General features: G+C 43.4%; 13 protein-coding genes and 1 tRNA gene. 6 read left to right on the forward strand and 8 right to left on the reverse strand.

Going from position 1 to position 14368, the window contains the following annotated elements; all coding sequences use genetic code 11:
* Positions 1-173: 173 nt before the first annotated feature.
* The 5 genes from HGO97_RS21905 (at position 174) to HGO97_RS21925 (ending at position 5717) form a co-directional block, all read left to right on the forward strand.
* Positions 174-998, forward strand: a complete 825-nt coding sequence (locus HGO97_RS21905) for an AraC family transcriptional regulator (RefSeq protein ID WP_216245243.1) — start codon at positions 174-176, stop codon at positions 996-998.
* 90 nt (positions 999-1088) lie between these two features.
* A complete protein-coding gene (locus HGO97_RS21910) occupies positions 1089-1715 on the forward strand; it encodes a DUF4867 family protein (RefSeq protein ID WP_216245246.1) in 627 nt (208 codons plus the stop codon).
* Positions 1716-1828: 113 nt separating this feature from the next.
* On the forward strand, positions 1829-3313 hold the full coding sequence (locus tag HGO97_RS21915) for an L-fucose/L-arabinose isomerase family protein (RefSeq protein WP_216245248.1): 1485 nt from the start codon (positions 1829-1831) through the stop codon (positions 3311-3313).
* Positions 3314-3406: 93 nt separating this feature from the next.
* Positions 3407-4879: a xylulokinase gene (xylB, locus tag HGO97_RS21920; RefSeq protein ID WP_216245250.1), complete on the forward strand. Its 1473-nt coding sequence runs from the start codon at positions 3407-3409 to the stop codon at positions 4877-4879.
* Positions 4880-5078: 199 nt separating this feature from the next.
* On the forward strand, positions 5079-5717 hold the full coding sequence (locus HGO97_RS21925; RefSeq protein ID WP_216245252.1) for a lactate utilization protein: 639 nt from the start codon (positions 5079-5081) through the stop codon (positions 5715-5717).
* A 132-nt stretch (positions 5718-5849) separates the two neighbouring features.
* On the opposite strand, the gene HGO97_RS21930 is transcribed toward HGO97_RS21925, so the two are convergent.
* The 7 genes from HGO97_RS21930 to HGO97_RS21960 form a co-directional block, all read right to left on the reverse strand.
* Positions 5850-5920, reverse strand: a tRNA-Cys gene (locus HGO97_RS21930).
* Between the two features lie 278 nt (positions 5921-6198).
* Positions 6199-6912, reverse strand: coding sequence for a transglycosylase domain-containing protein (locus HGO97_RS21935; RefSeq protein ID WP_216245255.1), 714 nt, complete (start codon positions 6910-6912; stop codon positions 6199-6201).
* A 193-nt stretch (positions 6913-7105) separates the two neighbouring features.
* Complete coding sequence (locus HGO97_RS21940) at positions 7106-9133, reverse strand: ABC transporter permease (RefSeq protein ID WP_216245263.1); 2028 nt, start codon at positions 9131-9133, stop codon at positions 7106-7108.
* On the reverse strand, positions 9123-9887 hold the full coding sequence (locus HGO97_RS21945) for an ABC transporter ATP-binding protein (RefSeq protein WP_216245264.1): 765 nt from the start codon (positions 9885-9887) through the stop codon (positions 9123-9125). Before HGO97_RS21945 ends, HGO97_RS21940 begins: the two co-directional genes overlap by 11 nt.
* An 86-nt stretch (positions 9888-9973) precedes the next feature.
* The gene (locus HGO97_RS21950) at positions 9974-10981 is read right to left on the reverse strand and encodes a sensor histidine kinase (RefSeq protein ID WP_246597687.1); all 1008 of its coding nucleotides are present in this window, start codon (positions 10979-10981) and stop codon (positions 9974-9976) included.
* A 56-nt stretch (positions 10982-11037) separates the two neighbouring features.
* The gene (locus HGO97_RS21955) at positions 11038-11712 is read right to left on the reverse strand and encodes a response regulator transcription factor (protein ID WP_216245267.1); all 675 of its coding nucleotides are present in this window, start codon (positions 11710-11712) and stop codon (positions 11038-11040) included.
* Positions 11713-11736: 24 nt separating this feature from the next.
* A complete protein-coding gene (locus HGO97_RS21960) occupies positions 11737-12216 on the reverse strand; it encodes a YbaK/EbsC family protein (RefSeq protein WP_216245269.1) in 480 nt (159 codons plus the stop codon).
* Between the two features lie 259 nt (positions 12217-12475).
* On the opposite strand from HGO97_RS21960, the gene HGO97_RS21965 reads away from it, so the two are divergent.
* Positions 12476-13318, forward strand: coding sequence for a ZIP family metal transporter (locus HGO97_RS21965; protein ID WP_216245271.1), 843 nt, complete (start codon positions 12476-12478; stop codon positions 13316-13318).
* 24 nt (positions 13319-13342) lie between these two features.
* On the opposite strand, the gene HGO97_RS21970 is transcribed toward HGO97_RS21965, so the two are convergent.
* Positions 13343-14305 (reverse strand): glycosyltransferase family 2 protein, encoded by a 963-nt coding sequence (locus HGO97_RS21970; protein ID WP_216245273.1) that lies wholly within the window; start codon positions 14303-14305, stop codon positions 13343-13345.
* Positions 14306-14368 lie beyond the last annotated feature (63 nt).

A 14368-nucleotide genomic window follows, 5' to 3' on the forward strand; every position in this document is an offset into this window, starting at 1 on the left:
CTATGCTCTCCGTTTTCTTCATTTTCCCATTTATTTAAATTATTGGTACAGGTCTCCAGTATTATTGTGATTAAAGTTGGAATTTGTTATACTATAAAAAGAGATGAAAGCAGCAGCAATTTGCTGATTTATCAGATTTATTAACAGGAATTGACAGGACAGGGGTGAAATCTATGGAATTTAGCCATGAGTTGATTGTACCGAACGAAGACTTACCTTTTAAGATGTTTATTTTTGAGGGGCGTGACGGAAATTATTTCCGCGGCAAGCACTGGCATCGGTCAATCGAGATTTTTGCCGTGTTTGAGGGAACGCTTACGTTCTATATCAATGAGGAGAAATATCCCCTTTTACCAGGAGAGTTTATGCTGGTGAACTCTAATGAAATTCATTCTGTTGATTCACCACAGCCGAATATGACGGTCGTTGTGCAGATTCCGCTCAAGACGTTTGAAAAGTATTTTACGGGGGAGCAGTTTATCAGCTTTACCCATGACCCCAAGGCACAGGACGAAAGAGTGATGGGGGTGATTTCTGATATTTACCGTGCTTACACGGAGAAAAAATGCGGGTATGATCTCAAGGTGCAGGGGCTTTTTTATGAACTTTTGTATCTGATGGTGACAAAATACAGGGAGACGGAAGTCAGCGAGGAGATGGTCAAGAAGAATCGAAAGCTGAGCAGATTGTCTGTCATTACTTCTTATATAAAGGAGCACTATTCGGAGGAGCTTTCTCTGGAACGGCTGGCAGAAATATTCGGATATTCGCCCACTTATTTATCCAGGATGTTCCAGAAATATGCGGGAATTAATTATAAATCATATCTGCAAAGCATCCGGGTGGAATATGCCTACCAGGAGCTTGCCAATTCGGAAAGAACGTTAAGTGAGATCGCTCTGGAAAATGGATTCCCGAACAGTAAGGCACTGGCAAAGGCATTTTCTAAAAAGTATGGAATGCTGCCCAGTGAATATCGTAAAAAGGCAAGAAAGTGACATTGATTAGATAAGTATTTGGTCGAAGAAAAGATGGTAAATTGATAAAATGACCTCATAAGACATGTAAGATTCTTAGGAGGGAACATCATGGAAATTCAGAAAGTAACGGATGCTTCATTTGGCAAGTATGGCAAAGTTCTGGAAGGATATTCAATCAGCAGGATTCTGAAAGAAATGGAACACACGCCGCTTCCGGCGGAAGTCATCTACGTACCGTCTGTGGAAGAGATGGAGGCGCTTCCAGAAGCAGAAGCGTTTAAAAGCAGGGCATATGGAGGACTGCCGATTCAGATTGGATATTGTAACGGCGACAACCATAAACTCAATGCATTGGAATATCATCGTTCTTCCGAAATCAACATTGCTGTGACGGATCTAATTCTATTAATCGGTGCACAGCAGGACATTCAGGCAGACTATACATATGATACCTCGAAGGTAGAGGCATTTTTGGTGCCGGCAGGTACTGTGATTGAGGTTTATGCAACGACACTGCATTATGCACCGTGCACAGCGGTAAAGGGCGGATTCAGATGTGTTGTCATTCTGCCAAGGGAAACGAATACGGAGCTTACCTTTGAGGCCGGAGCAGAAGGAGAAGACCGACTGATCACAGCGAAGAATAAGTGGCTCCTGGCCCACGAGGAGGCAGGGATTGAAGGTGCATTCTGCGGATTAAAGGGAGAGAATATCACGCTGGAATCAGTGCAATAGCAGCCAAAGGATGATGAGCGGACAATAGACCGGATTACGGAGATTTGTTTTTAACAAGGTAACAATTAAATTTCTATATCAAGTTTTTGTTTTAAGAAAGGAAGGTACATAGAATGAACAATATGCCAGAATTAAAAATCGGAGTAGTTGCAGTCAGCAGAGATTGTTTTCCAGAAAGTCTTTCTGTAACAAGAAGAGAAGCACTGATGAAGGCTTATAAGGAAAAATACGGAGAAGAGGGAATCTATGAATGTCCAATCTGTATCGTAGAGAGTGAAATTCATATGGTACAGGCTCTGGAAAATGTAAAAAAAGCAGGATGCAATGCATTGGTTGTTTATCTTGGAAACTTCGGCCCAGAGATTGCAGAGACATTACTTGCAAAGCATTTTGACGGACCGAAAATGTTCATCGCAGCAGCAGAGGAGACAGGCAGCAACCTGACACAGGGACGCGGGGATGCGTACTGTGGAATGCTCAATGCAAGCTACAACTTAAAGCTGCGTAATGTGAGAGCATATATTCCGGAATATCCGGTGGGAACAGCAGAGGAATGTGCAGACATGATCCATGAGTTCGAGCCGATCGCAAGAGCCGTTGTGGCACTCAGTGAACTCAAGATCATCAGCTTTGGACCGCGTCCGCTGAACTTCCTTGCATGTAACGCTCCGATTCAGCAGCTTTATAACCTTGGAGTAGAGATTGAAGAGAACTCCGAGCTGGATTTATTTGAAGCATACAACAAACATGCAGGAGACGAGAGGATTCCTGCAATTGTAAAAGAAATGGAAGAAGAGCTCGGCACAGGCAACAAGAAGCCAGAAATTCTTGCAAGACTGGCTCAGTATGAGATTACTTTGAAGGATTGGATAGAGGAGCACAAGGGCTACAGAAAATACGTAGCCATCGCTGGAAAATGCTGGCCTGCATTCCAGACACAGTTCGGATTCGTGCCATGTTATGTGAACAGCCGCCTGACTGCTCGGGGAATCCCGGTTTCATGTGAAGTAGATATTTATGGTGCATTAAGTGAGTTCATCGGAACGGTAGTCAGCCAGGATGCAGTGACACTGCTTGACATCAATAACACTGTTCCGGCCGACATGTTCAAAGAAGATATCGAAGGAAAATACAACTATACACAGAAAGATACATTTATGGGATTCCACTGTGGGAACACAGCATCCAGCAAGCTTTCCTTCTGTGAGATGAAATACCAGATGATCATGGCAAGAGCATTGCCGGAAGAAGTAACACAGGGAACACTCGAAGGAGATATTATCCCTGGAGATATCACATTCTTCAGACTTCAGAGCACAGCAGACTGCAAATTGCGCGCATATATCGCACAGGGAGAAGTGCTTCCGGTAGCAACCAGATCCTTTGGATCAATCGGTGTATTTGCAATTCCAGAGATGGGAAGATTCTACCGCCACGTACTCATTGAAGGCAACTACCCGCACCACGGTGCTGTTGCATTTGGAAATCACGGAAAAGCATTGTTCGAGGTATTCAAGTACATCGGTGTTCCAGTAGAAGAGATTGGATACAACCAGCCAGCAGGAGTAAGATATCCTACAGAAAATCCTTGGAAATAGATTTAATATTCAGAAAACAAAGGGCAAAGGGGTCAGGCCCCTTTGCTCTTTATTTTCCAAATCGTTTACAAACATTGGGTATGGAGGTAACAGATGTTATATATAGGTGTAGATTTAGGAACTTCAGCGGTAAAATTGTTGTTAATGGATGAAAATGGAAAAATCCAAAATATTGTATCAAAGGAATATCCCCTGTATTTCCCTCATCCAGGATGGTCACAGCAGAGTCCGCAGGATTGGTATGACCAAACTGTGCAGGGAATCAAGGAGTTGACAGCCAAGTGCGACAAATCACAGGTTGCAGGTATCAGCTTCGGCGGACAGATGCATGGTCTGGTCGTATTAGATGAAAATGATGAAGTCATCCGTCCGGCAATCCTTTGGAATGATGGACGTACGGGAAAAGAGACGGACTATTTGAACAACGTAATCGGAAAAGATAAGCTGTCAAAATATACTGCAAACATTGCATTTGCAGGATTTACAGCACCGAAGATCCTCTGGATGAAGGAGAACGAGCCGGAGAATTTTGCTAGGATCAAAAAAATCATGCTGCCCAAGGATTTTCTTGCGTATAAATTGAGCGGTGTATTCTGCACAGATTACTCGGATGCTTCTGGAATGCTTCTTTTGGATGTGGAGCACAAACGCTGGTCCAAAGAAATGATGGAGATATGTGGTGTTACAGAGGAACAGCTTCCAAAACTGTATGAGAGTTATGATATCGTGGGTAGCCTGAAACCAGAATTGTCAGAGGCATTTGGTTTTACAGGAAATGTAAAGGTTGCTGCGGGAGCGGGGGATAACGCGGCTGCAGCAGTTGGAACGGGGACAGTTGGTGATGGAATGTGTAATATTTCACTTGGAACGTCCGGCACGATTTTTATTTCCAGTAAATCCTTCGGTGTTGACGAAAATAATGCACTCCATTCTTTTGCACATGCAGACGGATGCTTTCATCTGATGGGCTGTATGTTGAGTGCCGCTTCCTGTAACAAATGGTGGATGGACGAGATCTTGAAGACGAAAGAATATGCAGCAGAACAGGAGCACATTATAAAATTGGGTGAAAATCAGGTGTTTTATCTGCCGTACCTGATGGGAGAACGTTCTCCCCACAATGATCCAAAAGCGCGTGCGACCTTTATTGGAATGACCATGGACACGACGCGGGAAGAAATGACGCAGGCGGTATTAGAAGGTGTCGCATTTGGATTAAGAGATTCTCTGGAAGTAGCAAGAAGTCTTGGAATCAAGATTGAGCGCACAAAAATTTGTGGAGGGGGAGCAAAGAGTCCACTTTGGAAGAAAATCATTGCAAATGTGATGAATCTCAAAGTCGATGTGATTGAAAGCGAAGAAGGTCCCGGATACGGAGGAGCAATTCTGGCCGCAGTAGGCTGTGGAGAATATGCATCAGTAGAAGCGGCAGCGGATAAGCTCGTAAAAGTCGTGGAGACAGTAGAACCGGAGGCAGAACTGGTTGCGAAATATGAAGAGCGCTATCAGAAATTCAGAAAAATATATCCAACAGTAAAAGGACTCTTCCAGGAGCTGGCAGAGTAAGATTACAGAATATTCTCAATGTGAGAACAAAAGGGGCAGGTACCTCTGCAGGCCCACTGCATGAGATCCTGCCCTTTCTCTTTGCTCCCCTCCTGTCAAATCCTATAAATCCGTTAAGGTATAGATTTTTTCCTTTATTGAGTTTATAATGGATACAAACAAAATTAATATGACAATTGGGAATACAAGGAGGATAAAGATGGAAGAGAATCGTAAAAAACGCAACCAGTTCCTTGCGGAGCACATTATAAAGAACTTGAATACAAGAAGTATAGCCGGGTATTATGCAGATAGCAAAGCAGAAGCTCTAAAAATTGCCCTTGATTTGATTCCAGAGGGGAGTACAGTCGGTTGGGGTGGTTCCGCATCAATTAGTGAGATTGGCTTAAAACAGGCTATTTGTGAGGGTGATTACCAGGTTATTAACCGAGATATTTGTAAAACGCCAGAAGAAAAACGCGAGGCAGAATTAAAGTGCTTTGACAGTGATTTCTTCCTTGCAAGTTCCAATGCAGTTACACAGGATGGAATCCTGGTAAATGTGGACAAGTTTGCGAACCGGATTGCTGCAATTGCATTCGGACCGAGAAATGTAATCCTGGTTATTGGTATGAATAAAGTTGTAAAAACCGTAGAAGAAGCTGTGTCCCGCGCGCAGAATGAGGCGGGCTCTATTAATGCAGTTCGTCTGAATACGCAGACGCCATGCCGCAATACAGGACTTTGCTATGACTGTAAAGGGGCCAAGTCAAATTGCTGTCAGATTCTTGTGACGCGCAGTTCTGGAGTGGAGGGAAGAATCAAGGTCATACTGGTAAATGAGGACCTGGGATTTTAGATATATTTCTGTCATTCCAGATCCTGCGAATCACCATTTTTTATAGGGGCTCTTCATCGGCATATACTTTACAATGACAATAAAAAAGGCTCCAAATGCCTATTTAAAGGCATTTAGAGCACTTCGTGAAAGAGGCACAGACCGGATTTGAACCGGTGATCAGGGTGTTGCAGACCCACGCCTTACCGCTTGGCTACTGCGCCATAATGAGAATGGATTGCTATATATCATATCCTACTCACATAACGCTTAAATTATACCAGAAATTTCTGGAATCGTCAAGAAATTATTATTGCCAGAAATTATGATAGAGGTTTGTGCGTTATTGCTCACTCGCAAGCTTGACACTTGCTGTCAAGCTATGCGCCATAGTTGACAGTAGGATGGATTTCAGCCCCATGCATCGAAGATGCATTTAAAATGGGCTGAAAACGTAACTGTTCACAGGTACCCTGTGCACAGTTACGTTTGTGCCGCTATTCTATTGAGCGGCGGCTTCTTTTATCCGATTATTAATTTGATCTGCTTCTTCCTGGGTCAGATATTTCTGCCGGACCATACTCCAAACGACCTTCTGTTGACGTTGGTGGGCAAGCTCAAGGCTGACATCCGGGGAATAGGCAGAAGGTGCATTGGGGATTCCTGCGAGCATAGTGCTCTCATAAGAATCCATATCCTTGGGCTCTTTCCCAAAATATCCCTGGCATGCATCTGCAACACAATAGTAGGTGTCACCAAAATAAATATTATTGACGTATAATTCTAAAATCTCTTTTTTACTATAATTTCGTTCCAGCTTAAATGCCATGAAGACCTCAGCGACTTTCCGTGTGATGCTGCGCTCCTGATCAAAATACATATTCTTAGCAAGCTGTTGGGTGATGGTACTTCCGCCCTCGATCAACTGTCCAGCTTCGATATCATTCTTTATGGCCCGTGCGATAGAAATAACATCAATCCCAGGATGTTTATAAAAACGTTTATCTTCTACCGCTACGACAGCATCCAGATAAACTTGGGGCAAATCGGTGACAGGGGTATAGGAAGGCTTACTTTGAATTTCGGCCACCTTCTCCTCCAGACTCACCTTTGCAAGCGCATCCTGGTATCGCTCATATCCACGGTATCCCACAAAGGCACCCGTGCAGAGAAGGCAGAGCAGAAGAAAGGTAAGAAATCTTCGGATAAATTTCATGGAATCTCTCTCTTTCGTATATTTAAGATCAGCCAATTATGGAAGCACTGCCCGTATTAGAAGACGGGCAGCGTTCCAGGCAGAGGATTATAACAACTGTTTCTATAGAGAATATAACACAACAATCTTGCATTAACATGATATTAATCTTACAAATTTCTTAATTTTTATTAAAATGACTGCCGGGCGTTGTTTATTCGCTTTTAAGGTTCCGTTTAAATTCTACATAGGTCGCGACAAAATAAATCAAATATATCCCCCCGAATAAAAGCAGGGAAAGCCCAAAGTATGACCAGGAAGGTGCATTTACATCAGAGAACTTCGTAAATTGATTGCTGTCATATAAGACCAGACCACCGCTGATCAGGACGGCAACAAAAAATGGACAGATATAATATAGGAATAATTGCTTCAATATGGTTTTGTTCAATTCCTTCTCTTTCAGTCCCAGCTTTTTCAGGAGTGCATAACGGTACTTATATTTATTTGAATCACTCAACTGTTGAACTGCAAGAACGGTCAATGCTACACATAGAAAGACCAGTCCGATATAGAACAGCGGGAAAATCAAGACAGATAACAGCGATTTCATTTCCTTTGTCTCCGTATCACGTATAAATACATCGCTTTGTTTTACATACATGATATCAGTTCCATAACCTCTATCCACATTTTCGCTATAGCTGTCAAAACTCATTTCTTCTATAGTATGAATGTCATTTGTTTCCTTTTTTAATTCCCGTTCCAGACTCTTTGATACACTCCCTTTTACTTGTGCCATAAGAAGGGCGTAATAGGGCTCCATAGAAGCCGCTGCTTCGTCGGGAACAATCAGAAGGTAATCGGCACCGTTGTGTCCATTCTGCTCAAAGCCTTCAGTCTGGACTCCTGCACACTGAAAGGCTTCTCCGTTTAGTTCCAGTGATTTTTTGGAAAAACCATCAGCAGCAGCTTCCAGCCTGCCTTTTATGTGAATCAGGTACTGATCTCTTTCTAAAGCCACTTTTTTATAGCCCAGCATTTCTCTGAGATGATTGTAGTCAGTCAGTTTCATATAAGGGTCATAGTTGAAATAGGCATCGCTGCCTGCAACAGAATTTCCCAGAATATCACTGAAGTAGAACTCCATATATTTCGAGAAATCATCGGTTTTATTTTCATATATTTGATATGCATATTCTGATTCCAGTTTTGTTCGGTCCTTTAGAAGTTCGATTTCTTTTGAAAAGTCGTAATTAGGGTCTTCCTTATAAATGGCAATATCGAAAGGCCATTTTTCGTCCGACTGCGTGCTCTGGAACTGATTTAGCATGAACGCATGTGAGGAGCCTAAAAGTGCGATCATAAAGAGCAGAGTCAGTGTGCCGAGTGTAAACTGCATAGTTCTGACCTTGGAGGAAAGCTGTCGGAGTACGAAGACGTTTGCCTCCTTCCAGACTCCGGGGCGTCCTTTATGGATATAATTGACCAGATAAGCGGAAAGACCGATATAGAGCAGGTACACAGAGGCGATGAGCATAGCGATCAAAGGATAAATGTTTGTATCGGTCATATGCCCTCCTACCATCATCCAGCCAAAGAAAATCATGAATAGCAGAGAAACAATAAAAAGCCACTGTCTGCCGGTCTTATTCCCATTCTTTAATTCCTCGTTCTGTTGTTCCAGATACATCATGTCGCGGATGTTCATCTTCCTAAAACGCCGATTGTTCCTAAAGAGTGCCAGCAGATATGCGGCGCAGAAGATAGCGGCAGTCATCAGAAGAGTCTGTGGTTTTACATCCAGGTGTATCTGATACTTTGCATCTACGATTGCGTAGATCAGTGTGATCATGACCTGCTGCAGGAAAATTCCAGGAATCAGGCCGATAAGAAATGCCGCGGTCCCGAGCAACACAGTTTCTTTGAAAAAGAGCCTTGCAATCTGCTTTTTATGAAAACCGAGGAGCAGGTAGGTGGCAAATTCGCGTCCTCTTTTTTCTGCCATGAACTTCATCATATAATGGACCAGCCAGATGATAATGAGGACAATAAAAAATGTAGCGAGCCCTATCATAGCGGCAAGCATTCCGGCCTCGGTACAGACCTGTTGAATATCCTTAGAGAAGAGCATGGAGTTGAATGCAAACATCAATGAGGTGATAAGAATCATTGTCATCAGATAGATAAAATAGTCCCGAAAAGAGCGCTTCGCATTGCGCAGTGCGAGCTTATTCAACATATCCGTCACCTCCCGTCAGGGAAAGAACGTCCAGAATTTCATCGAGAAACTGTTTGCGCGTTTTATCTCCTTTATAAAGTTCATGGAAAATCTGTCCATCCTTTAGAAATAGGATTCGGCTGCAGTAGCTTGCGGAAAATGCATCATGTGTGACCATCAGGATGGTCGCTTCCATTTCCTGGTTCATATACGTGAAGGTGTTGAGCAGCATTCGGGCTGATTTGGAGTCCAGGGCTCCGGTCGGTTCATCCGCGAAAATAATCTTCGGATGGTTGATTAATGCTCTGGCACAAGCGCAGCGCTGTTTTTGTCCCCCGGATACCTGGTAAGGGAACTGATCTCTAAGAGGCCAGATTTCCAGACGTTCCATAATATCATGGGTGCGCTTCTCAATCTCAGATCTGCTCTTTTTGGTCAGTGCCATGGCAAGGGAAATATTTTCTTTGATTGTCAGTGTATCTAACAGGTTATAGTCCTGGAAAACAAAGCCTAAATTATTTTTGCGGAAATCAGACATTTGATCTTCCGTCATCCTGGTGATATCCTCCTGACCATACCAAATATGACCAGAGGTGACTGTATCCACGGTGGCCATCAGATTCAGAAGCGTTGTTTTGCCGCTTCCGCTGGCCCCCATGATTCCTGTAAATTCGCCCTGGTTTATGGTAAAGGAAATTCGATTAATTGCTTTGGTAATATTATTCTTGCTTCCATAATACTTTTCTACATCATCAATATGGAGTAATTCTTTCATAAGTGGTTCCTCCCTTTTCTTTTTTACTCTATACTCATGGTAATAGAAAATGTGTTGTTATGGTATGGAGGTAGGTTGCAGTAATCTTACGATTTTGAAAGATTTCCTTTGGAAAAGTGAGAGCTGCCGTCTGGAAAGATGAGAAGAATCCGTGTATATACTTCTGGTTCAGATTCTGCTTCAAGAGTGATGCCGAGCTTTCGACTCAGTTTTTTGCACAAATACAGTCCGATTCCGGTGGATTGACGTTGTTCCCTGCCGTCCTTACGCCCATTATTTCCGGTAAATCCCTTTTCAAAGATACGGCCCAGATCTTCTGGACGTATACCGATTCCGTTATCTTCGATAGAAAGGATGGTTTTTTGGGGCTCCTGTTTTGAGCGTATCTGAATATGACAGCCCTCGTCTTTCTTGTATTTGACAGAATTCAGGAGAATCTGGTTCAGAATAAAGCCCAGCCATTTGCCATCGCAGTAGACAGAGGTTTCCTTTAAATCGGAGGAAAGTTCAAGCTGTACATGATTTTGAATCAGGTAAGGCTTCAAATGGCGAATCACATCCACAATGACTTCATGCAGAGAAATCCTGCGTATCATATAATCCTGGTAGACAGTATCAGAACGGGCATAATAGAGCGCCTTATCAATATCATTTTCTAATTCGCTCAAAGATGCCTTCAGCCGTCGGATGTCTTTTGAGGTCCAGGAAACATTTTCACTGCGGTTGTCACACATGAGATTCATGGAGGTGAGGGGGAGTTTTACTTCATGAATCCAATTTTCAATGAAATCCTTGTATTCCATACGCTCCGTTTCAAGGTGATGGATTTCGTCAATCACAGACTTATTCGAACGTTTTAACAGATCCTGGTACAGCTTATCTTCCAGACGCCAGGAATAAGGGGCTGTCTCCGCCAGAAGATAAGGTTTGTCTAAGCCATCCAGGATTTGATAAAGCTCTTTAAAATAACGGCTTCGTTTATACCATGTGGTAAGCAGATAACCGAGCAGCATGATGGCCCATGCCATATAAAAAAGAAAGAGCTGTTCCAGCTTCAAGCCACATGCGGATAAATAGAAAGCACTTCCCAGCATGCACAAAAGGTGCAGGAGAAGTAGCATGATTTTGTCTTTTAGAAATTTCCAAAATGTCATATCAGATACCCTTGTCCTCTCCTGGTCTGGATGAGATGCTCCATGCCGATCTCTTTTAGTTTACTTCGGATTCGTGTGATATGGACACTCAATGTATTATCATCTATGAAAATCTGGTTATCCCATAAATCATCAATCAGATCTTCCCGGGAGACAATCTGTCCGGCCCGGGAAAAGAGATTATAACAGATCCGCAATTCGTTTTTGGTAAGTTCCGTAGAAAGTTTACCATGCTTTAAGGTACCATCCAGCAGATTCAGTTCGCACCCTTTCCACACGAATTGATAGGAATCATCTACCTCGTTCTTGTGTCCGGTGCGTTTCAGGACGGCTGCAATGCGGGCCAGCAGAAGAGGAGCGTGGTACGGTTTCGTAATATAATCGTCGCCGCCCATCATCATTCCATTCAGTTCATCCATCGGATTGCTCAAGCCTGTAACAAAAATAATAGGGACCTCGGAGGTCCTGCGGATTTCCTGACAGAGGTTCAGGCCGCTGTTTCCCGGCAGTTGGATGTCTAAAAGAATCAGGTCAGGGGAAGCGTTTTGTATCTGTGGAATCACCTTGGTAAAATCTATTATAGTATCTACTTGGTAAAGGGCATTTTCCAAAAGCAGTTTTAGTTCGGCCCGAATGTCTGGGTCATCTTCGATAATCAGGATACGGTACAATACAACGGCCTCCTTTATACAGGGTTAAAGAGCACAATCCCAGTCTTTTCCGACATTGATCCATTTTACTGCGCGGGAACATCTTTCCAGTTCTTCCAGTGATAATTCAATTGCACTGTTGCCGCTTCCGGCAGCAGGATAGACGGTCGCGAAACGTTTTAAGGACTCATCAAGATAGACGGTCACGCCCTCATTGACGGCAAATGGACAGACCCCGCCAGGTGCATGTCCTATTAAAGCCTCCACTTCCTCTGGACGTATCATTTTGGCTTTTTCATGGAATTCTTCTTTATATTTCTTATTATCTGTACGAGCATCTCCGGCTAGAACAATCAGAATGGGTCCATCAGATGTCATAAATGACATGGTCTTGGCAATCCTTGCAGGCTCACATCCCACTGCCATGGCTGCCTCTTCCACCGTCGCGCTGGATGCTTCCGGCTCCAGAATTCGGTCATCGACTCCATATGGTTTCAAATACTCTCTTACTTTTTCAACAGACATGATATAGAACCTCCTTGATACTTTTGTCATTTCTTATCAGACTAGATATTATAAAATATAGAGTATAATTAAATCGTAGAAATGTCAAATATGCACAGGTGGAATTTCAAAAGAGACAGAGCGCCCTTCAAAGGGGCAGGCCCCGTTGAAAAAGCCAATAAATTTATTGAATAAGGATAGCTTTTTGACATCTGCATGTCTATAATAGACATAGTGAATGAAGGATGAAAAATGAGAATAGGGTACAGGAGAGAAAAACATGGGTGTAATAGGAACGTTACTGCTGACAACGGCAGTTGCCGGCGTCGGCGGAACAGGTCTGGGAGGACTGATCGGAGCTTTATTTAAGCGGGAATCCAATAAGGTGGTCAGCCTTTTGTTGAGTTTTGCGGCAGGGGTGATGACGAGTATCGTCTGTTTTGATCTGGTTCTACAGGCGATTGAGACAAAGACGAATATTGTGATTGTGGTTCTGGCTATCTTGGGTGGTGTCGTCATGGTGTTCTTCCTCAATTATCTGATTGATGAGAGAGCGAACCGGGAGGTTCCTCACGTGAAGACAGCTGCGCATCCTAAAACAGCGGATAATCTTGATGAATTGATTCATAGTGACCACTATGTGGAGCATCAGAAAAACAAAGATAAAGGCTGGTCTCTATTTGTTGCCGGTGTTGTTATGGCGTGTGCAATTGCGCTCCACAACATGCCGGAGGGAATGACCATAGGCGCATCCTATGCAAGTAATGAGGGTGTCATGGGAAGTGCAGCCCTAATCTTGGCGGTCTTAATCGGCCTGCATAATATTCCAGAGGGTATGGCGGTTTCGGTTCCGCTGATCAGCGGTGGAATGGCGAGAGGGAAGGCGGTCTTAATTACAGCGTTGAGCGGTGCACCGACCATTCTGGGCGCCTTTTTCGGTTATCTTCTGGGAGATATCGGTCCGCTTGGTCTGGCGTTGAGCCTTGGGTTTGCCAGTGGAGCAATGCTCTATGTTGTTTTTGGCGAGATTCTTCCACAGTCTATCTTGATGTATCGCAGTAAAAAACCGACCTTCACGGTGATACTGGGAATGATGGTCGGTCTGTTGTTGATTTATTTATAGAAGACTAAGGTGATAAAATGGGAACTATGGTTCTTGTTCTGATGTGTCCTGCCTTAGTATCTGTTCATAACGATATTGGCAGGCAATCAGACGGATCTCGAAGTCCTGCCTGTCCTGCTGTACAATGGAGGACAAGAGCATTCCGGCAAAGAGTGAGATGATTGCGGCCATATATACGAAACCGCATACGATCAATGTCGGAAAGTTAGGAACCAGTCCAGTACGTGCATAAGTGATGACAACAGGAATCAGGAAAATCGTGCTGATTACTGTTAACAAAAATGCAAATCCAGAGAAGAATCCAAGGGGCTTATAATTTCGGTATAGGCGTGCGATTGTACGCAGGACCTTTAAGCCGTCACTATAGGTATTCAGCTTAGATTCGCTGCCCTCCGGGCGGTCCCTGTATTCGATCACAACATTTTCCACCTGCATATTCTTGTCTACAGCGTGTATGCTCATCTCGGTTTCAATCTCAAATCCTTTGGAAAGAACAGGAAATGTTTTCACAAAGTTATAACTGAATGCCCGATATCCGGTCATAATATCTTTGATATCATTTTTAAATAATTTATTGATTGTCTTACGGACTAAAGAATTACCCAGATTATGGAACGGACGCTTATTTTCCTGGAAATAAGTGGAGGAAAGCCGGTCACCAACTACCATATCTGCATGGCGGTGAAGCACTCTGTCTACCATTTCTCTTCCGAATTCAGCCGGATATGTATCATCTCCGTCCACCATCAGATAAGCTTTTGCATCGATCTCGCGGAACATGCGCCGAATCACATTCCCTTTTCCCTGTAGATATTCCTGCCTGACAACGGCACCTGCCTGTCTGGCAAGTATAGCAGTCTGGTCTGATGAATTATTATCATAGACATAGATCACTGCCTCTGGAAGTGCTTTTTTCCAATCGCTGACTACTTTGGTGATTGTCTTACTCTCATTATAGCATGGAATTAGAACAGCTATTTCATCCATTGAACTACCCTCTCATTCGTAAATCACTGATTTTATACTACACTATACGAGCTGCTTATGCAA

The organism is Faecalicatena faecalis (assembly GCF_012524165.2).
In the GTDB taxonomy this organism is placed as follows: domain Bacteria; phylum Bacillota; class Clostridia; order Lachnospirales; family Lachnospiraceae; genus Faecalicatena_A; species Faecalicatena_A faecalis.